Origin of the sequence: Aeromonas sp. FDAARGOS 1403, assembly GCF_019047325.1 — a bacterium.
Lineage (GTDB): Bacteria > Pseudomonadota > Gammaproteobacteria > Enterobacterales > Aeromonadaceae > Aeromonas > Aeromonas dhakensis.
This window is the reverse complement of record NZ_CP077249.1, coordinates 1,939,584-1,959,762: the sequence shown is the minus strand read 5'-3', so window position 1 is coordinate 1,959,762 and position 20,179 is coordinate 1,939,584. Positions and strand designations below refer to the sequence as shown.

Annotated in this window: 20 protein-coding genes and 1 pseudogene; 15 read left to right on the top strand and 6 right to left on the bottom strand. The window is 61.4% G+C overall.

What is annotated here, in order from left to right:
* Positions 1-113: 113 nt before the first annotated feature.
* The 5 genes and pseudogenes from I6L33_RS09355 to I6L33_RS22005 form a co-directional block, all read left to right on the top strand.
* Positions 114-386 (top strand): hypothetical protein, encoded by a 273-nt coding sequence (locus tag I6L33_RS09355; protein ID WP_005303800.1) that lies wholly within the window; start codon positions 114-116, stop codon positions 384-386.
* A 741-nt stretch (positions 387-1,127) separates the two neighbouring features.
* Positions 1,128-1,865, top strand: a complete 738-nt coding sequence (locus tag I6L33_RS09350; RefSeq protein WP_216973950.1) for an EAL domain-containing protein — start codon at positions 1,128-1,130, stop codon at positions 1,863-1,865.
* Between the two features lie 219 nt (positions 1,866-2,084).
* Complete coding sequence (gene yegQ / locus I6L33_RS09345) at positions 2,085-3,449, top strand: tRNA 5-hydroxyuridine modification protein YegQ (protein WP_005303943.1); 1,365 nt, start codon at positions 2,085-2,087, stop codon at positions 3,447-3,449.
* 1 nt (position 3,450) lies between these two features.
* Entirely contained in the window at positions 3,451-3,699 is a 249-nt protein-coding gene (locus tag I6L33_RS09340) for a YfhL family 4Fe-4S dicluster ferredoxin (RefSeq protein WP_017787727.1), read from the top strand.
* A gap of 24 nt (positions 3,700-3,723) precedes the next feature.
* Positions 3,724-3,807: pseudogene (locus I6L33_RS22005) on the top strand (ferredoxin); the annotation flags it as partial.
* A 77-nt stretch (positions 3,808-3,884) separates the two neighbouring features.
* On the opposite strand, the gene alr reads toward I6L33_RS22005, so the two are convergent.
* A complete protein-coding gene (gene alr / locus I6L33_RS09335; protein WP_216973949.1) occupies positions 3,885-4,958 on the bottom strand; it encodes an alanine racemase in 1,074 nt (357 codons plus the stop codon).
* A gap of 176 nt (positions 4,959-5,134) precedes the next feature.
* Positions 5,135-6,529, bottom strand: a complete 1,395-nt coding sequence (dnaB, locus tag I6L33_RS09330; protein ID WP_010673258.1) for a replicative DNA helicase — start codon at positions 6,527-6,529, stop codon at positions 5,135-5,137.
* A 445-nt stretch (positions 6,530-6,974) separates the two neighbouring features.
* Here dnaB and I6L33_RS09325 point away from each other — a divergent pair, with 445 nt between their 5' ends.
* The 6 genes from I6L33_RS09325 (at position 6,975) to I6L33_RS09300 (ending at position 13,479) form a co-directional block, all read left to right on the top strand.
* Entirely contained in the window at positions 6,975-7,835 is an 861-nt protein-coding gene (locus I6L33_RS09325) for a Tim44 domain-containing protein (RefSeq protein ID WP_216973948.1), read from the top strand.
* 158 nt (positions 7,836-7,993) lie between these two features.
* Entirely contained in the window at positions 7,994-9,535 is a 1,542-nt protein-coding gene (locus I6L33_RS09320) for an EAL domain-containing protein (RefSeq protein ID WP_216973947.1), read from the top strand.
* Between the two features lie 233 nt (positions 9,536-9,768).
* Positions 9,769-11,607, top strand: a complete 1,839-nt coding sequence (locus tag I6L33_RS09315) for a bifunctional UDP-sugar hydrolase/5'-nucleotidase (protein ID WP_010634889.1) — start codon at positions 9,769-9,771, stop codon at positions 11,605-11,607.
* An 86-nt stretch (positions 11,608-11,693) separates the two neighbouring features.
* On the top strand, positions 11,694-12,035 hold the full coding sequence (locus I6L33_RS09310) for a DUF2956 domain-containing protein (protein WP_216973946.1): 342 nt from the start codon (positions 11,694-11,696) through the stop codon (positions 12,033-12,035).
* A gap of 125 nt (positions 12,036-12,160) precedes the next feature.
* Entirely contained in the window at positions 12,161-12,496 is a 336-nt protein-coding gene (locus tag I6L33_RS09305) for a hypothetical protein (RefSeq protein ID WP_005303968.1), read from the top strand.
* 113 nt (positions 12,497-12,609) lie between these two features.
* Positions 12,610-13,479, top strand: a complete 870-nt coding sequence (locus I6L33_RS09300; RefSeq protein ID WP_010634890.1) for a tetratricopeptide repeat protein — start codon at positions 12,610-12,612, stop codon at positions 13,477-13,479.
* Between the two features lie 81 nt (positions 13,480-13,560).
* Here I6L33_RS09300 and I6L33_RS09295 read toward each other — a convergent pair whose 3' ends face one another.
* Both I6L33_RS09295 and fkpA read right to left on the bottom strand, forming a co-directional pair.
* Positions 13,561-14,967: a sigma-54 dependent transcriptional regulator gene (locus I6L33_RS09295; protein ID WP_017779169.1), complete on the bottom strand. Its 1,407-nt coding sequence runs from the start codon at positions 14,965-14,967 to the stop codon at positions 13,561-13,563.
* A 139-nt stretch (positions 14,968-15,106) separates the two neighbouring features.
* Entirely contained in the window at positions 15,107-15,913 is an 807-nt protein-coding gene (gene fkpA, locus I6L33_RS09290) for an FKBP-type peptidyl-prolyl cis-trans isomerase (protein WP_216973945.1), read from the bottom strand.
* Positions 15,914-16,032: 119 nt separating this feature from the next.
* Here fkpA and I6L33_RS09285 point away from each other — a divergent pair, with 119 nt between their 5' ends.
* Positions 16,033-17,001 (top strand): WD40 repeat domain-containing protein, encoded by a 969-nt coding sequence (locus tag I6L33_RS09285; RefSeq protein WP_017784365.1) that lies wholly within the window; start codon positions 16,033-16,035, stop codon positions 16,999-17,001.
* Positions 17,002-17,015: 14 nt separating this feature from the next.
* Entirely contained in the window at positions 17,016-17,231 is a 216-nt protein-coding gene (locus I6L33_RS09280; RefSeq protein WP_005303987.1) for a SlyX family protein, read from the top strand.
* Positions 17,232-17,293: 62 nt separating this feature from the next.
* Here I6L33_RS09280 and I6L33_RS09275 read toward each other — a convergent pair whose 3' ends face one another.
* The gene (locus tag I6L33_RS09275) at positions 17,294-17,932 is read right to left on the bottom strand and encodes a peptidylprolyl isomerase (RefSeq protein WP_005303992.1); all 639 of its coding nucleotides are present in this window, start codon (positions 17,930-17,932) and stop codon (positions 17,294-17,296) included.
* Positions 17,933-18,164: 232 nt separating this feature from the next.
* Entirely contained in the window at positions 18,165-18,371 is a 207-nt protein-coding gene (locus I6L33_RS09270) for a YheV family putative zinc ribbon protein (RefSeq protein WP_010634894.1), read from the bottom strand.
* Positions 18,372-18,410: 39 nt separating this feature from the next.
* Between I6L33_RS09270 and I6L33_RS09265 the strand changes: the two genes are divergently transcribed.
* Positions 18,411-19,097 carry a hypothetical protein gene (locus I6L33_RS09265; protein WP_216973944.1) on the top strand — a complete coding sequence of 229 codons (687 nt, stop codon included), beginning with the start codon at positions 18,411-18,413 and terminating at the stop codon, positions 19,095-19,097.
* A 182-nt stretch (positions 19,098-19,279) separates the two neighbouring features.
* Positions 19,280-20,179 (top strand): chemotaxis protein, encoded by a 900-nt coding sequence (locus I6L33_RS09260; RefSeq protein ID WP_005304001.1) that lies wholly within the window; start codon positions 19,280-19,282, stop codon positions 20,177-20,179.

The window sequence follows — 20,179 nt, the reverse complement described above, 5'->3', positions numbered from 1 at the left end:
AGTGCCGGGTTTTCGCTTTTCATGCATCTATTCATTTGACACTGTCAGATCTGACAATTGCCTGTGGGCCCGCTTTTGGAAACAGTATTGCCATATCGTTCAAGGACATGACCATGTTTGAGATCTGGGATGAAGCAGGGCAGGCGAAAGGATTGAACCTGCAGCAATTGCAACAGCGGCTGACCAGCTACCGGGGTGAGGTGATGGTGCGTTATATCAACCGCATCGGTTTGCCGACCACCCTGTTTCTGACCGTCGACAAGGGTCTCGCCTATCAGCGTTTCAAGGCAGACACCCCCCTGCTCGACTGGGACTGGCTGGCACAGGCCATAGAGCCAGAACAGCGCAAAACCCCATTGCTGCCGCTTGAGGCCGTTGCCCGCTGATAGTCAGCGCCCGCGATACCGTTACATGTAGAAATGAACTCAATATCGGTATTTATTTTAAAAATTCTGTCCAAGACTTTTACCACAAGCTACTCACTATAGCTGGCCATGCGGCGGGATATATCTTCTCAACCAAGCAGCACATTTCTTTAATTCCAACCATCATCCCCCCCACTCATCATGCCCCCTGCGAAATATCCCGCCAAACTATGAACCAATGAAAACAATCTTGATAAAATACATCGAAAGCTCGCCATCAATATTTTTGGTCAGTCACCAAGTCTGTTTCTCATAAACATTCTATTTTCCCCTCCCCTGCTGGCCTGGTTGATGACCCCAGAGGGAACGCCACCCAAGCCCTGCCGACTTTGCTCTGCTAAGGTGGTGAGCAAGGCAGGCCAGCTAGCGGGTAATCCAATGAATGGCAACCCTCACCAACACCTTGGCATCAGCAGTTTGAGCGCCCAATTTTTACCAAATCATGCTGACCTGCCATACAGCGTTGACATACTTGTTCAAGCCGACATTTAGGCGCTGTTATTTAATGCCAGCAACCGGTTAGCTTCTCTGCATTATCACATGCAGTCAGGAAGTATTGATTTTATATAAAAAATATATTTCATTGAGGCACATAAATATATCCACCCGGCTAACTCACCCATATTATCAGAGAATTCCTACAGAACATTCCGCGCTCCCTCCGCTATTATCCACGGCCATATCCGTCAACAGGTGAGTGCCGTGTTTGCATTTCAAGAAGAGTACCCAATGAGTGACATGGCAAGCATCCCGGTGGCCGAGCTTGCTGTGCCCTTCTATCAGCCGATCATAGGGCGGGATCATCAGGTCAAGGGCTATGAGGTGCTGGCCAGACGCTGGGATCCGGCTCAGCTGAGTTATCAGGGCATCGACTTTGCCTCCCTCAGTGAGGAGCAGTCACTGCATCTGGACATCGTCATGCTCAGAGCCGTCATGCGGGATCTGCCGACCCTGGCAAAGGCGGGCTCCTATCTGCTCTCCATCAACCTCAACCCGACCCTGAGCAGCCCCACCTATCAGAACCTGTTGTTGCTGGTGCTGATGCAGGCGCGCAAGCTGGGGATCGAGATCTGGTTCGAGGTGCTGGAGCACGCCCCACTGCACCCTCCGCATCGGGCGCTGATCGAGGTGCTGCGTGAGCACGGTGCCCACATCGCCTGCGACGATTTTGGCACCCAGGCCTGCAACTTCCAGCGAGTGATGGCGCTACCCTACGAGATCATCAAGCTGGATCGCTCCCTGCTGCTGCAAGCCAGCAAGACACCCCATGCCCTGCGCATGCTGACCGGTCTGGTGGAGTACCTGCAGCGGCTTGGCATCAAGGTGGTGTGCGAAGGGGTCGAAACCCTGCAGCACATCGAGACAGCCAACCGGCTCGGCTGCGACTATCAGCAGGGCTACGCCTACGCCATGCCTTCCCCCCTCTCCCGCTGGGCCTGAGCGGCCCATTTTACCCGTCGACTCGCGCCGGGGATGATTCCCTGCCAAATTGCATGATGCGGTGAGGGCGAGTACAATCTCGCACCCCGTTTATCCGGCCGATGCCGGGTATGCCGTGACCGGGTGTGCGGTGTGAGTATCCACTCCCGGCGCAGCTCAACCCATACGACGCCATCAGGTGGCGCCGTCCTGATTTGCAATCAGACATAAGAGTCCGACATGTTTAAACCAGAATTGCTCTCCCCCGCAGGTTCCCTCAAGAACATGCGTTACGCCTACGCCTATGGCGCCGATGCCGTCTATGCCGGCCAGCCCCGCTACAGCCTGCGGGTGCGCAACAACGAATTCGATCACGAGAACCTGCAGCTCGGCATCAACGAAGCCCATGCCCTCGGCAAGCAGTTCTACGTGGTGGCCAACATCCAGCCCCACAACTCCAAGCTCAAGACCTTCATCCGCGACATGCGCCCCGTGGTGGAGATGAACCCGGATGCGCTGATCATGTCCGACCCCGGTCTCATCATGATGATGCGTGAAGCCTTCCCGGACATGCCCATTCACCTCTCGGTGCAGGCCAACGCGGTCAACTGGGCCACGGTGAAGTTCTGGCATCAGATGGGCCTGACCCGTGCCATCCTCTCTCGCGAGCTGTCGCTGGACGAGATCGAAGAGATCCGCATGCAGGTGCCGGAGATGGAGCTAGAAGTGTTCGTCCATGGGGCGCTGTGCATGGCTTACTCCGGCCGCTGCCTGCTCTCCGGCTACATCAACAAGCGCGACCCCAACCAGGGTACCTGCACCAACTCCTGCCGCTGGGAGTACAAGGTGCACGAGGGTAAAGAGGACGAGGTGGGCCAGATCGTCCACCGCCAGGAGCCGATTGCCGTGCAGAAAGTTGACCCGACCCTGGGTGCCGGCAAACCGACCGATGCACTGGTGCTGCTGGAGGAATCCAACCGCCCGGGCGAGTACATGAGCGCGTTCGAGGACGAGCACGGCACCTACATCATGAACTCCAAGGATCTGCGCGCCGTCGAGCACGTGGAGCGGCTGACCAGGATGGGCGTCCATTCGCTGAAGATCGAAGGCCGTACCAAGTCCTTCTACTACTGCGCGCGCACCGCCCAGGTCTATCGCAAGGCCATCGATGATGCGGTAGCCGGCCGCCCGTTTGACCGCAGCCTGATGGGCACCCTGGAAAATCTGGCCCACCGCGGTTACACCGAGGGCTTCCTGCGCCGTCACAACCACAGCGAATACCAGAACTACGACTACGGCTACTCTGTCTCCGACACCCAGCAGTTCGTCGGCGAGATCACCGGTCGCAACGGCGACATGGTGGAAGTCGAGGTGAAGAACAAGTTCCTGGTGGGCAACAGCCTGGAGCTGATGACCCCGCAGGGCAACCTCAGCTTCAATCTGGAGCAGATGCAGAACCGCAAGGGCGAGCTCATCGACACCGCGCCGGGCAACGGCCACGTGGTCTACGTGCCGGTACCGAAGGAAGTGGACGTTAACTACGGCATCCTGCTGCGCAACCTCGGCGAGCGCGAGGACACCCGTCAGCCCCACTCGGCCGCCTGAGATGTCCCTCCTCATCACCGACAAGTGCATCAACTGTGACATGTGCGATCCCGAGTGTCCGAACCAGGCCATCAGCCTTGGCGAGGAGATCTACGAGATCGATCCCAGTCGCTGCACCGAGTGCGTCGGTCACTACGAGAAGCCGACCTGCATCAGCGTCTGCCCTATCGACTGCATCATCTGGGATCCCGCCCATGTGGAGACCGAAGATCAGTTGATGGAGAAGTTCGTGCGGATGCACAGGCAGTAACACCGGCATCAGCATCTGCGCCACATGGACTGCATCCTCTGGGACCCCGTCCATGTGGAAACGGAAGAGCAGCTGATGGAGAAGTTCGTGCGGATGCACAGGCAGTAACATCGGTAATCCGGTAATCCACAGGTATAAAAAAAGCCCCGCATGCGGGGCTTTTTCACGTTTGGCGCTCACGGCACCTAGACGTATTCCATAAAGACACGGGAGGTGAGCTTGGTGATGAGCTCGTAGGGGATGGTGCCGATCTGGTCGGCCACCCGCTCCACCGGCAGCCCCTCACCCCAGAGCACAGCCTCGTCGCCGGCCTTGTCGGTGGCGCCTGGGCCGAGATCCACCGTGGTCATGTCCATGGAGACCCGCCCCACCAAGGGCACGATGCGGCCGTTGACCAGCACAGGCGTGCCGTTGGGGGCCATCCGTGGATAGCCGTCGCCGTAACCGATGGCAATGACCCCGAGCCGGGTATCGCGATTCGACACCCAGTTGGCGCCATAGCCCACCGGCTCGCCCGCCTTGTGATCCCGTACCGCAATCAGTTGTGTCTTGAGGGTCATCACCGGTTGCAGATCGTAATCCGCCGCCACCGTATTGGGGAAGGGCGAGACGCCGTAGAGAATGACGCCCGGGCGCACCCAGTCGCAGTGGGAATCCGGCCAGGCCAGGATGCCCGCCGAGTTGGCCATGGCCCGCTCGCCCTTGAGCGGCGTAGTCAGCTGGCTGAACAGGTCGATCTGCTCGCGGGTGGTGGGCTGCTCCAGCTCATCGGAGCGGCTGAAGTGGGTCATGATGTTGAACGGCTGCACCACGTTCTTGCACTTGCCGAGGCGCTCGATAAAGGCAGGCATCTCGTCGGCCCGTACCCCGAGGCGGTGCATGCCGGTGTCGAGCTTGAGCCAGGCTACCACGGGGGCGGGCAGCTCGGCCTGCTCCAGCGCTTCGAGCTGCTCCCAGGTGTGCACCGCGGTCTGCAGGTTGTTGGCCGCCAACACCGGCAGGTCAGCCGCGCTGAAGAAGCCCTCCAGCAGCACGATGGGCTTGACCACGGCGCAGGAGCGCAGCATCAGCGCCTCTTCGATGCGGGCCACCGCGTAGGCGTCCGCATCCACCAGGGTGCGGGCGACCGGCAGCAGGCCGTGGCCATAGGCGTTGGCCTTGACCACGGCGATGATCTTGCATTCGGGGGCGTGGCGTTTGACCACGGCGAGGTTGTGGCGCAGGGCCGCTGTATTGATTTGGGCGATAGCCGCTTTCATCTGTTTTCCCTTACGAGGGCATGATAACGCGCCAACGCGTCAGGCACCGGGTGGTGTCAGCCCTCAAATGTCATCGTCTAAGGCCGGACCGGCAGAATTGTCGAACCGGGAAAACTGTTTATGGAACTCTCTTTACCATCATCAGGGTGACGCACGCAGAGCGGGTCACCTGATGATCAGTAGTCATCATCAAACGCCGGACCCGCATAGTTGTCAAAACGCGAGAACTGACCCTGGAAGGTAAGCCGCACTCTTCCTATCGGGCCGTTACGCTGTTTGCCGATGATGATCTCGGCGATCCCCTTGTCGGGGCTGTCGTCGTGATAGACCTCGTCGCGGTAGATGAACATGATCAAGTCCGCATCCTGCTCGATGGAGCCCGATTCCCGCAGGTCCGAGTTGACCGGGCGCTTGTCGGCGCGCTGTTCCAGGCTTCGGTTGAGCTGTGAGAGCGCCACCACCGGGCACTGCAGCTCTTTCGCCAACGCCTTGAGGGAGCGGGAGATTTCACCGATCTCCAAAGTACGGTTGTCGGAGAGGCTGGGCACCCGCATCAGCTGCAGGTAGTCCACCATGATCATGCTGATGCCGCCGTTGTCCCGCGCCACCCGACGGGCGCGCGAGCGCACTTCGGTCGGGGTCAGGCCGGAGGAGTCGTCGATGTACATCTTGCCCTTCTCGAGCAGCAGCCCCATGGTGGAGGAGAGCCGTGCCCAGTCCTCGTCGTCGAGCTGACCGGTCCGCACCTTAGTCTGGTCAATGCGCCCCACGGAGGCGAGCATACGCATGATGATCTGTTCGGAGGGCATCTCGAGGGAGAAGATCAGCACCGGCTTGTCGGCGGTGAGCGCCGCGTGCTCGCACAGGTTCATGGCAAAGGTGGTCTTGCCCATGGAGGGACGGGCCGCGACGATGACCAGATCCGAGCGCTGCAGGCCGGCGGTCATCTTGTCCAGATCGTTGTAACCCGACGAGACGCCGGTCACCCCGTTGTGGGGGGTCTTGAACAGCTCCTCAATCTTGTCGACGGTCTGTTCGAGGATGAGCTTGAGCGGCTGGGGGCCCTCGTTGGCGCTGGTGCGCTGCTCGGCGATCTGGAACACCTTGCTCTCGGCAAGATCCAGCAGATCGTTGGAGGTACGGCCCTGGGGCTCGTAACCCGCTTCGACTATCTCGTTGGCGACCGAGATCATCTCCCGCACCACCGCCCGCTCACGCACGATCTCGGCGTAGGCGCTGATGTTGGCGGCACTCGGGGTGTTCTTGGCGATCTCCACCAGATAGGCGAAGCCACCGGCCTCTTCCAGTTGCTCGGAGCGCTCGAGCTCCTCCTGCAAGGTGATGAGGTCAATGGGGTTGCCCGCGTTGGAGAGGCGGGTCATGGCCTGGAAGATCAGGCGGTGCGGGCGGCTGTAGAAATCCTTGTCGATCACCCGTTCGGCGACCCGATCCCAGGCCTCGTTGTCCAGCATCAGGCCGCCCAGTACGGACTGTTCGGCCTCAAAAGAGTGGGGAGGTACTTTCAGCTGTTGTGTCTTGGCGTCTTTTTTCGCCGTCACTTGCTCTGCCATACACATAAAAACCGCAGCGGGAAGGGGACGGGAATTTTACAAAAGAAACCCCGCCATCGCGAGCGCAAATACGCGCTATTCACTTCTCTGTGGCCCAACCGCCCTCCTGTTGGTTGCTGCCATCGCCTCCTGATGACCGTTGCCGCGCAAAACGGGGCTCAAACCACGATAAAGGGCCAGACCAGGGTCAGTTCACCCTTGCTCTGTCTGGTTTTGCTGCGCAGTTTGCGCTCCTTGCGGCTCAACCGTCTGTTTTTCATGGGACACACTCCTGCCATTGACACCCACACGACGTGGTTCTTCGTTCATGAATAATTCATGCCAATCATGGTACATATCGGCCCAAGCTGCGACACATTTAGGGACATGCAGCCTGCCATGCGCCTCGCTGAGCTTGCCAAAGCAGAGCATGCCCCACCCACAGACGAGAGTGAAAAGAGTCAAAATGAAAAAGATGCTGACCCTGTTTGCCGTGATCCTGGCCATTGGCCTGGGGGCACCTCACGCCGAAGCCAAGAAGTTTGGCGGCGGCAAATCCTTCGGCAAGAGCTACAAGACGGCGCCGGCCCAGCCCGCCGCCAAGCCGGTCGACACCAAGAACCCCACCGTGGGCGCCCAGACCCCGCCGAAAAAGAGCGGCATGATGGGTGGTCTGCTGGGTGGTCTGCTGGCCGGCGGCCTGTTCGCCTACCTGCTGGGCAGCGGCGCCTTCGAAGGCCTGCAAGGGATGGACTTCCTGCTGATCGCCCTGCTGGCACTGGGCGGCGTGTTCCTGTTCCGCACCCTGCGCAAGGGCAAGATGGCGGCATCGCAGCAGCAACAGACGGCCTATGCCGGCTATCAGCCGCCCCAGAGTGCGGCTCCCCAGCAGTTCGAGCAGAACCACAGCGCCCCGCAGGCCACCGGGTTCGCCGACAGTGACGTGCCGTTCCGCCTGCCGCCAGGTTTTGACATGAACGGTTTCCTGGCCGGCGCCCGCGATCACTACCGCACCCTGCAGGAAGCCTGGAACAAGAACGATCTGGAGAAGATCCGCGAATACGTCAGTCCCGAGCTGTTCGAGCAGCTCAAAGCCGACCGCGCCGAGCTGACTGGCGACCAGCACACCGAGGTGATGTACGTGGACACCCAGCTGGTGCGCGCCGACTACGGCAGCGACTGGGCCCAGGTGAGCGTGCGCTTCAGCGGCCGCTACATGGATCGCCAGGAGCAGGTCGAGGAGGACATCAAGGAGGTGTGGCACCTCGAGCGCAACCTGGCCAAGGACAATGCACCCTGGCACATCGTCGGCATCGAGCAGCTGTAAGCTCGACCAGCCAGTGATGACGGATAAAGGCGGCCTGCGGGCCGCTTTTGCTTTTTGGTGGTCGCTGAAGCCCCTTGTGGTGGCTAGGAGATTGAGGTGTGATTGTGTAGTATGTCCGACCTTTTTTTGTTCAATTGAACCTTCACGAGGCGTGGTACATGGTGTTCCCCTTTCTGCGTAGCAGCAACATGCCTCGTCTCCTGGCCAGCCTGCTCTGCTGCGCCACCCTGATCCTCATCTCCCTTGCCACCCTCTACTGGCAAACCTGGTCGATGACCCGGCAGCAGGCCCAGACCGCCGCCGAGCGCGCCATCACGCAGATCGACAGCGCTCTCTCCCATTCGACCCAGGCGGCCAGGGCGGCCCTGCCACTGGCCAGCCGCCCCTGTCGCGAGGTGGCCCGCGAGCTACGGGTGCTGGTCGCCACCTCCCCCTATGTGCGCTCGATCAACCTCTCCCGCAACGGCCGCCTCTACTGCTCCTCCATCTTCGACGAGATCGATCTCGAGGACCGGCTGCAGGACGATCGCCACGAGCGGCTCAGGCTGGAGGCCGTGACCCGGCTCGGACGCAAGCCGTCGCTGCTGTTTTATCACCTGAGCGAGGGGAGCAACGCCGTGGTGGTCGCCATCAACCCCTATCACCTGAGCAAGCCGCTGCAGTGGCGCCTCGCCGGGGCGAACAGCTGGGTACAGATAGGCGAGCAGTGGCTCGACCTGCGTGGCAAGGTGCATGATGGCCAACCCCCCAGGCTGCGGGGCTTCAACTACCGGCTCGACTCGGCGGCATTCAACTACAGCCTCAATCAGGGATTTCCGCTGAGCGCAGTGCTGACCACCACCCTGCAAAAACAGAGCACCATCATACTGCTGATCCTGCTCCTGGGAGGGCTGGCCGGCCTCGCCACCTACCGCTGGTGGAGCCATATCTCGACCCCGACCCAGGAGCTCAGACGCGCCATCATCAAGCAGGAGTTCATCCCCTATCTGCAACCCATCGTTGTCAGCCAGAGTGGCCAGCTGCACGGCTGCGAGGTGCTGATGCGCTGGCAGCATCACAGCCAGGGGCTGATCCGGCCGGATCTCTTCATCCCGCTGGCGGAGGAGAGCGGCCTCATCATCCTGATGACCCAGACCCTGATGCAGCAGGTGCGGCTGCAGTTCGCCCCCCATGCGGCAGCGCTGCCACCCCGCTTCCACTTCAGCTTCAACATCTGTGCCCGTCACTGCCAGCAGCTGAGCCTGGTGGATGACTGCCGCACCTTTCTCGCCGCCTTCGCCGCCAACGAGGTCACCCTGGTGCTGGAGCTGACCGAGCGCGAGCTCATCACCCCCAACCAGCTCACCGGGCAGCTGTTTGACGAGTTGCGGCAGATGGGGGTCAGGATAGGGCTGGACGACTTTGGCACCGGCCACTCCAGCCTCACCTACCTGCAGCAGTTTCACGTGGACTATCTCAAGATCGACCAGAGCTTCGTCGCAATGATCGGCACCAACGCCCTCTCCCGCCACATTCTCGACAGCACCATCAACCTGGCGACCCGGCTGGGGTTGAAAACCATCGCCGAGGGGGTCGAGACCCGGGAACAGGCCGACTTCCTCACCGAGCGTCACGTCGACTACCTGCAGGGCTATCTCTATGGTCGCCCGCTCACCCCGCAACAATTTCTGCAGCGGCTGAACATCATTTCGGCCCCCTGAATCCCGCCCGGGTACGGCAGGGTTGCATCACCCGCCGTGCTGATGGAAAATCCCCGCCGCGCCCCTGTCCTGCTGCGCAAAATCACGCAAACGTTTATTTGCTTTATTAATGTGCAGTAGCTCAAAGGAATCAGCTCTGTTTATTTCCAATTATTACTTTTTGCCTAGAATCGCCACACTCCTGTCATGCAGGAACGATATACAGGACTATAACAACAAGAGGAATATTACCGATGAAGAAGACGCTACTGGCCGTCACCGTCTCTATTACCCTGTTCGGGCTGACCGCCTGCAATTCAGAAAACAGCAGCAAGGAACATATTCCGCTGGATCTGACCATTGCCCACATCAATGATACCCATGCCCACCTCGACCCGACCGAAAATGCCCTGGCGATCCAGCCGAGCGGGCAGGAGCTGTTCAAGTTCAACGCCAAGCTGGGCGGCTATCCGCGCCTGAAGTTCAAGCTGGACGAGCTGCGCAGCCAGGCGGCCAGCGAAGGCCGCAACTTCATGGTGCTCAACGGTGGTGACGCCTTCCAGGGCACCCTCTACTTCACCCAGTTCAAGGGGGAAGAGGAGTCCCGACTGCTCTCCGACATGGGTATCGATGCCATGGTGCTCGGCAACCATGAATTCGATCTGGGCAACCAGGCAATTAAAGACTTCGTCTCACGGGTGAATTTCCCGGTATTGGCTTCCAATATGGTGAAATCCAGTAGCGCCACCCTGAAGGACAGCGAGAATATTCACGAATATGTCATTAAGGAAGTCAATGGCGAGAGCGTAGGTATTTTCGGACTGGTGCTGGAAAATATGCATGATATTTCCTCACCGGACAAAGACACCCAATTCCTGCCGATGATTGAGACCGCCCAGAAAATGGTCGATACCCTCAAGTCCAAGGGTGCCAACAAGATCATCATGGTCACCCATATCGGTCTGCAAAATGACCAGGCGGTCGCCAAGGCCGTCAACGGCATCGACCTGATCGTCGGCGGTCACTCCCAGACCTTCCTCGGCGACATCACCGAGCTCAACAGCATCGGCTACACCGCCCACAACCAGAACCCGGCCGACGACAACACCTATGCCCAGATCGTCAACAACCCGGACGGCGGCAAGACTTGTATCGTGCAGGCCGGCGAATGGGCCAAGGGCTACGGCCTGGTCAACGTCTCCCTGAGCAAGGAAGGCGAGCTCACCAAGTGTGAAGGGCGCAACACCCTGATGACCGGCGACGACTTCACCAAGGAAGTGGCCAAGAAGAAGGTGCCGCTGAGCGGCACCGAGCAGACCAACGTGGTCGACTTCATCAGCAAGTCCCCGGTCATCGAGATCGTGCCGGAAGACACCGCCATGCGCGACGTGATCGACACCGAGTACAAGCCGGCCGTGGCCGAGCTCGAGGCCAAGATCATCGCCGACGTGCCGACCAAGCTGCCCCACGTGCGCGTGCCGACCACCCCGGACGGCGCCGGCCTGATCGATCCCCTGGTGGCCGAATCCCTCTACTGGAAGCTCAACAAGCTCAACACCAAGGTGGACTTCACCATCCAGAACGCCGGTGGCGTGCGTGCCGACGTGAACGCGGGCCCGCTCTCGGTCGGTTACGTGATGGGGACCCTGCTGCCGTTTGGCAACAAGATCGCCGCCTTCAACCTCAAGGGCAAGGACGTGCGTGCCACCCTGGAGTACGCCGTTGACTACTCCATCGGTCTGGAGACCGGGATCGCCGCCTCCAGCGGTGCCTTCCCCTACGTCGGTCACCTGAGCTACACCTACGACGGCAAGCTGGCCAAGGGCTCCCGCATCACCAAGCTGGAGATGCTGGACGCCAACGGCCAGTGGCTGCCGCTGGATGACGAGAAGGTCTACCGCGTTGGTGCCAACACCTACATCGCTTCCGGCAAGGATGGCTACAGCGGTCTGCTCAAGCGCGAAGAGCTGCCCAACAAGGGTGACTACGTCGACTCCGGCGTGGGCGAGAACGAGATGTTCATGGAGTACGCCGAGTCCCAGGGCACCCTCAATCCGCTGCCCTATGCGACCGTGACCTACTACAAGCCCTGATCCGGCTCACAAGCTGTTGCAACGGCGCCTGAGGGCGCCGTTTTTATGGCATACTCCCCGCCAATCGATGCCGAGGAGACCCTTTGATGGCGAAGTACGACAAGATTTCCCCCGAGACCCAGCAGGAGGCGATGAAAATTGCCCGCGCCAACCAGAAACCGGGACAGACCAAGGAGCAGACCCAGCTGATCGCCCAGGGGATCCAGAAAGGCATAGACGAATACAAGAAGCAGATGAAGGCGCGGGCCCGCGAGGCCAATCGCCAGAAAAAACTGCAGGCCAAGGCCAAACCGTCTCACCCAGCGCAGCAGGATGAGGAGCAGGACGACATCGTCGAACTGGTGGAAGTGACCCGCCAGCATCCCCTGCCCTGGCTGCTGCTGGGATTGAGCTGGCTCGGCTTTGCCGCCTGGTACTGGCTGCGCTGAGACGCCACCGGCAAACCTTTGCCTGGGATCTTCTTCACAGCCCGGGCCCTTGTGGCTGGTCATCCCGGCTGCGGGCTGATTAAATCCCGCCACTGCTGTTTACCCCCTTTTTCAGGATACCCGTTATGAACCCGGCTCCCCTCTATCTGTTGGCCCCCCTGGTGCTGTTTATCGTGACCCTGCTGCTCTATCGCATCTCGCCGCTGCGAGCGGTCGCGGCCGGCAGTGCCCGCTGGTTCATCCTGCCCGCCTTCACCCTCTTCATTCTGCTCATCATCATCAATGGTGCGGCAGACCCGAGCCTGCGCAACCCGGCCTTCCACTGGCTGATGCCGGGGCTCGGCTTTGCCCTCAGTCTGTTTCCGGCCCTGCCCAAGGCACTGGTGCCGCGCCTCGCCATCAAGGAGGGAGCCTTCGCCGCCCTCGGCCTGATGCTGATGAGCCTGGCCATGGTCTACTGACCGGCTGGCCGCTGCCGTTGCCATGACTCAAGGGGCGCTCTGTGACGAGGGCCCCTTGTACAAACAATGGCTTGCAGGCATCTTGGTGAAAGGATCGCCAGCAAGGAGGCCAGATGGACAATCCGCCTGATTTCATGGCGCAGTGGGATTACAAGGACCCCGCCGCCAGTGCCCTGCGTTTTCATGCTCTGCTGCCCGAGGCGCGCGCCGCCGCCGATCTGCAGTACGAGCTGGAGCTGCTCACCCAGATAGCCCGCACCCATTCGCTGCAACGCCAGTTTGCCGAGGCGCACCAGCTGCTCGACGAGATAGAGCCCCGCCTCACCGAGGCGACCCCGCGGGCCCGCCTGCGCGCCTTGCTGGAGCGCGGCCGCACCTTCAACTCCGCCGGCGACAAGGCCAGCGCCAGGACGCTGTTTGAACAGGCGTGGCAGCTTGGGCTCAAGCACAAGGAGCTCTATCTCGCCATCGATGCGGCCCACATGGTGGCCATCGCCGCCCCGCTGGAGGAGCAGAGCCGCTGGCATCAGCTGGCGATGGAGCTGGCGGAGCGCAGTCAGGATCCAAAGGTGCGCGGCTGGCTCGCCACCCTCTACAACAATCAGGGTTGGACCCTGTTCGAACTGGGCCGGCTGGAAGAGGCCCGCCAATGTCAGCAAAAATGCCTGGCCTGGCACGAGCAGCACCACAATCAGGCCAAGGCCTTTATCGCCCGCTGGAGTCTGGCCCGCCTGAGCCGGGCCCAGGAACAACACGAGCAGGCCCGGGCCGAGCTGACCCAGCTGAAGGACGACATGGCTGCCGCCGGTGCTCCCGAGGATGGTTATGTGTTCGAAGAGCTGGGGGAGAATGCGCTGGCGCTGGATGATCCGGCCGCCGCCGAATACTTCGCCCGTGCCTGGTTTCTGCTGTCGCAGGATCGCTGGCTCAAGGCCAACGAGGCCGAGCGGCTGGCCAGACTCAAGGCGCTGGGCAAGCTCTAGTCAACCATCGTCAGAAACGCAGCGGGGCGGCCAATGGGCCGCCCCGCACGCTTCATCCCCCGAGGGGGTAGCCTCAGGACGTCAGACCAGGCTCGCCTCTTCCCAGCTCTGTTTCTTGCGATAGATGGTGGAGGGGCTGATCTCCAGCAGGGCCGCCGCCTTGGGAATATTGCCGTCACAGCTGGCGATGGCCTGCTCTATGGTCTCTTTTTCCACCAGCCAGAGCGGGCGGATCGGGGCATTGGACATCACAGGCTCGGTGCTGCCGACCGGCGCCGGTGTGGATACCGCCAGCGGCAGGCCACCCCTGCTGCCGTTGAGGGGCGGCGGCAAGATGTCAGGGCTCACCAGCTCGCGGTCGTTGAGCACCACTATGTTGCGCACCACGTTCTGCAGCTCGCGCACGTTGCCGGGCCAGGGGTAGTCGAGCAGCACCCGCGCCGCCTCGGCATCGAAATCCTTGAAACGCTTGCTCTCTTCCTTGGCGTAACTCTGCAACAGGTTGCGCGCCAGCAGCAGTATGTCCTCGCCCCGCTCGCGCAGCGGCGGCAGGCTCAGCGGGATCACGTGCAGCCGGTAGTAGAGATCCTCGCGAAAACGCCCTGCTTTTACCTCCACCAGGGGATCCCGGTTGGTGGCGCAGACGAAGCGCACGTCCACCGTCTCCAGCTTGCCGCTGCCGACCCGCTGCAGGGTGCCAGTCTGGATGAAGCGCAGCAGCTTGCTCTGCAGGTCGAGATCCATCTCGCAGATCTCGTCGAGGAACAGGGTGCCGCCGTCAGCCAGGCTGGCCGCCCCCTTGCGATCCCCCTGGGCGCCGGTGAACGACCCCTTCACGTGACCGAAGATCTCGCTCTCCATCAGGTCGTGGGGGATGGCGGCGCAGTTGAGGGCGATGAAGGGTTGCTCGCGACGCGGGCTGCACTGGTGGATGGCCTCGGCGCACACCTCCTTGCCAGTACCGCTCTCGCCGGTGATGAACACGGTCGCCTTGCTTGGCGCCGCGCTCTCGATGATGCGATAGACCGCCTGCATCGGCATGGAGGCGCCGATGAAACCGGCAAACGAGCTGCGCTCGAAGTTCTCCCGGTACTGGGCCACCAGCGAGCTGAGCTGCTGGTGCTTGAAGGCGTTGCGAACGGTAGCGCACAGCCGCTTGCCGTCAAACGGCTTGGTCAGAAAGTCGAAGGCACCGAGCCGCATCGCCTCCACCGCCACGTCCACCGAGCCGTGGGCGGTGATCACCACCACCGAGCAGGGCAGCTGCTGTTCAGTGATCTGCTGCAGAATGTCCATGCCGGACATGTCGGGCAGCTCGAGATCCAGCAGCACCACGGGGGGCGGGCTGCTCAGCAGCTGGGCCAGGGCCTGCTGGCCACAGTCGGCCCGCAGCACCTCATAGCCATCCTGGGCCAGATACTGTTCATAGACCACTGCCAGACTGCGGGTATCTTCCACCAGCAGGACTCGGGGTTTGCTTTCCGCCACGGCGCCATCCTTGCAATTGATTTTGTTGTCTATTTCGCCATCTTAGCACAGTTGGCGACTCTCTCTTTTATCCCGCCATTCGGCAGGATATACAAGCAAAAACGGCTCCCTAAGGAGCCGTTTTTTCAACGCGGGCCGTTTACTTCTTGGCATTCTCGCCATCGGCAGCCGGCTTCTCGATGGCCAGCAGCTCAACGTCGAACACCAGCACGGCGTTGGCCGGGATGGAGCCTGCACCGTGCTCGCCATAGGCCAGCTTGGACGGCAGGAAGAACTTGAACTTGGAACCAACCGGCATCAGCTGCACGCCTTCGGTCCAACCCGGGATCACCTGGTTGAGCGGGAAGGTGGCCGGCTCGCCGCGATCGACGGAGCTGTCGAACTTGGTGCCATCGGTCAGGGTACCGGTGTAGTGTACCTTGACGATGTCGGTGGCCTTCGGCTTGACGCCGGTACCCATCTTCTCGACCTGGTATTGCAGGCCGGATTCGGTGCTCTTCACGCCCTCTTTCTTGGCGTTGGCGGCCAGGTACTCTTCACCCTTCTTCAGGTTTTCCACCGCATCCTTGTCAGCCTTGGCCTTGGTCAGCTCGTTGATCTTGGCATCGTATTGCTGCAGAACCTTCTGGATATCCTCGTCGGTCATCTTGGCTTCTTTGCCCAGACCGTCGGTGACGCCCTTCAGGATCACGGCATTGTCCAGCTTGATGCCGAGCTCCTGCTGGCGCTCCAGGGTATTGGCGATATAACGACCCATGGAGAGGCCAATTGCATAGCCGGATTGCTCTTCAAAGCTCTTGGCTTCAGCCTTGGGGGCCTCTGCCGGCTTGCTGGCTTCTGCCTTGACCTCTGCGGTATTCGCAGCAGTCTTCTCGTCTTTTTGGCAAGCAGTCAGACCTACGGCAACCGCCGCAGCCAACAGGGACACCTTCAGAAAATTGTTCATCAGTTTCTCCAAAACTCTAAATACCGCTCTCGGTTCCTTCGTGAAATGAGAGGTTTATCGTGATAAGCGCCTTATACTAACGCCGTGATCGCAGGTAACGAAAGCATGAGACAGGAAAAATGATAAAAAGTGCCATTTATCTCGTCGCGGTTTGCCTGATACTGACAGGCTGCGAACAGAGCTCATCGCCGGACCGGCAACTGACCCTCGCCAGCCAGGGGCTGCTAAGCGCCGATCTGGCCAGTGACGGCAAGCAGGCCATCGTCTCCAGCCTGGGCCAGGGCACGGTAGTGTGGGACCTGGAGCAGGACAAGGAGCGCTGGCGCTGGCGCCAGTCCGACAATCCGGACGACTTCGTCATCATTACCCGCTTCTCGGCGGACAACAGCCACGCCGTGACCGCCAGCCTGAATACCTTCGGGATCTGGCGCCTCAAGGATGGCCAGTCCCAAGGCTACTATTCGCTTCCTGAATCCAGGCTGAGGGACATCGCCCTCTCCGCCGACGGTCGCCAGGTGCTGATCGGCCGGGAAGACGGCAAGGCGGAGGTGGTGGACACCCGCACCGGCCGCAGATTGCAATTCCTCGGCCACACCGAGCAGGTCAACACAGTCGACATCTCCCCCAACGGCCGTTACGCCCTCACCGGCGGCAACGACTACAGCGCCTACCTGTGGGATACCCGCTCAGGCCAGGTGGTGTGGCGCTTCAACCACGCAGGCCGGGTGGTGCTGGCCCGACTCGACCCGAGCGGACGGCTCGCCTTCACCGCCGACAGCCGCCAGGCCAGCATCTGGGATCTGACAACCGGCAAGGAGCTGAGCCGGCTGCAGTTCGACCACCGCTTCGAGGTCTACACCACGGCGCGCTTTGCCAACGACGGCAAGTGGCTCATCACCGGCGCCCCCTCCCGCCAGCTCTCCCTGTGGCAGGTGAGCGACGGCAGCCTGCTGCAGAGCTGGCGCGTCTCGCCCCATCCCAAGGTGAAACCGCCGAGCGCAGTGGTCTACGGCGTGGCTTTGCGCGACAATAGCCACCTTGTCAGTGCCAGCTCCAGCGGCCTGGCCGAAATCTGGACTATCAAGTAAGGACCAAAAGGCCCATGAGTCAGCAATTAAACGATCGCCTCGAAACCCTGGAAAGCCGCCTCGCCTTTGCCGAATACACGGTGGAGCAGCTCAACGAGGAGGTCACTACCCAGGGGCGCGAGCTGGATCGGCTCAAGCATCGGATCCAGCTGCTGGTGGACAAGCTGCAGAGCGTGCAGCCAAGCCAGATCGCCAGCATGGCCGAAGAGACCCCGCCGCCGCACTACTGAGTGCGCAGCCATAAAAAAACCCGCGCCAGGCGCGGGTTTTTTTATCATCGGCCATGCCGTGATCAGTGCTGATGGCCCTTGCCACCGCAACCGCCGCCACCGCAGCAGCCGCCGTGACCATGGTCGTCGCCGTGGTCATGACCGTGATCGTGGCCGTGATGGCCACCGCCGCAGCAACCGCCGTGCTCATGGTCGTGACCATGATCGTGGTCGTGGCCATGATCGTGACCGCAACCACCGGCACCGTGCACGTGGCCATGGGCCAGCTCTTCGGCAGTCGCGGCGCGCACGTCCTTGATCTCGACCTTGAAGCCCAGGGTCACGCCGGCCAGCGGATGGTTGCCATCCACCTTGACGAACTCTTCGGACACTTCGACCACGGTCACCGGACGGTGACCTTCGTCGGTCTCGGCCACAAAAGTATCCCCTTCAGACACTTCCATGCCGTCGAACAGCTCGCCCGGCACTTCTTGCACCAGGTTCTCGTCGTACTCGCCATAGGCCTGGCTCGGCGTCAGGGTGACGTCGAACGCCTCGCCCACGCTGCGCCCTTCCAGCTCGGCTTCGAGGCCGGAGACCAGATAACGGGTACCGTGCAGATACACCAGAGGCTCTTTACCGACAGTGGTGTCGATGACTTCACCGTGTTCGTCGGTGACCGTGTATTCCAGCGTAACCACGCTCAGGGGAGCTACTTTCATGTCAGGGATCCTGCGGATAGAAAAAAACGGGCCCAGAATACCTCAAAAAGGCAGACAAGCATATGGTGGGCCCGGCTCAGTCGTGATGAAAAAGCCAGCAGGGGATGGCAATGCAAAGCCACCCGCCATCCCGTTGGCCGGCACTCATGGGAGTGAGCAGCGCGCTGGCCCGTGCTGGCCGGCGGCCGCCATCAGTCCGAGGGGTAGGCACAGTCCGTGCTCTGCCCCTCCATTATTCCGGGCGAAACACCCCGATCACCTGCTCGGTCTCGCGGGTCACCTTGGCCACCTCGGCCTCGGTCTGCACCTGGGTGTCCCCGCACTCGACGCAGGTCACCTTCTCGACTCCATGCTCCATATACAGCATCATGGTGTCCATTTTGCCGCACGCCGGGCAGACAGCCCCGGCAATGAAGCGTTTTTTACGTCTGGTTTCCATTTTCGTTACCTCCGGGCAGCATCATATCAGGGTTTTTACATGCATCACGCCATCGAACATCAGCATTTTTTCACCCCCCATCTGCAAGTCGGCGTTCGCAAGCGCGTGCCGGCAGGGCAACTGCTGCGGATTGCACGGGGTGCGGCGCTGCTGCGACTCGGCGCCCATGAGCTGCTGCTGACGGCGGGAAACCACTTCTGGCTCTGTGCCGATGCCCTGGCCGCGTTCAGCCCGCTGGCCGGCTGCCGTTACGATCTGCTGACCTGCTCGGTGCGTGTCGACCAGCCCGCCCAGGCGGGCTGGCTGCAACCCGGCCCGCTGCTGGATCCCCTGTTCGACAGCCTGGCCGACTGGCAGCGCCCCCGCGACTGGCACGGCGCCTACGGTCACCGGCTGCAGGTGCTGCTCGACGAGCTGCAGGGCTGCCCCATCCAGCCGCAAGCGGATGTTGCGCTGCAGACCGCCTGGCAGGGGTTGGCCGCTGGCCAGGCTGGCGGCAACGAGGCATGGCAGCAGGCGCTGGCGCAGCGCGGTCTCAGCGAACCGGCACTGGCGGCCGATGCCCTGCGGGCGCAGTGGCAGCTGCTGCAGGCGGTGCGTCTGCTCAAGAGCGGCAGCAAGGCTCCTCAGGTGGCGAGCAAGCTCGGTTACGAGGATGAGCGCGCCCTCGATCACGCCTGCCAGCAGTGGCTCGGCTGCCCGCTGGCAACCCTGCTCGCGGTCTGACCGCCCCCTCGCAGCTCGGCCCCCGGCGCTTCGCACCAGGGCGGATCGCCGCAATAAATGGATGAAATGAGTCCAGTTTTACGGCAAACGGTCGTTAATAACGGAAGGGCCATTTCTCCTATAATCCTTTATGCTAGGGGCCTGAATCGACTGATACCGTTTTGACTCACAGGACATCTGCCATGAAAAGCAAGGCCAACCAATCCCAGGGCATGTTGCTGTTTCATCTCTCGGCCAAGCAATCCTTCGCCATCGGCACCCTCAAGGTAAAAGAGATAGTGCCCTACACCCAGCTGACGGCCATGCCGCACTCGCACCCGACCGTGCTCGGCGCCGCCAGCATGCGTGGCACAACCATCCCGGTGATCGACATGGCCATGGCGGTGGGTTATCGCCCGATCAGCCAGGAAGAGATGCCGCACTGCTTCATCATCATCACCGACTGCCGCCGCACCCTGGTGGGCTTTCTGGTGCGCGGCATCGACAAGATCACCGAATGCAACTGGCGCGACATAGCGCCGCCCCCCGCCTCCCTCGGTCACAACGTGTTCGTGACCGGCGTGACCCGGGTCAATGACCAGCTGATCCAGCTGCTGGACGTGGAGCTGATCCTCTCCCGGGTCTACCCGGACGACCCCAGCCACCTCTACCCGGTGCTGACCGACGTGCAGCGGGAGCGGATCAAGCCGATGCGGATCCTGCTGGTGGATGACTCCTCGGTCGCCCGCCGCCAGCTGATGGCGGCGCTGGACTACATCAACATCCCCTACGAGGTGTGCACCAACGGCAAGGATGCGTTGACCCTGATGCAGACCCGGGCCGCCCAGAAGACCCCCATCGACATCCTGGTGAGCGACATCGAGATGCCGGGGCTGGACGGCTACGAGCTGGCCTTCGAGGTGCAGAGCGACGCCAAGCTGGCGGGTGCTTACATCATCCTGCACACCTCGCTCTCGAGCGAGATAAGCGTAGAGCGGGCCCACCAGGTGGGTGCCCACGAGGCGCTGACCAAGTTTGAAGCCAACGAGCTGATCCAGGCCATGCTGCGCGGTGCCGAGCACCACGACAGCCTGCCGGCCTGA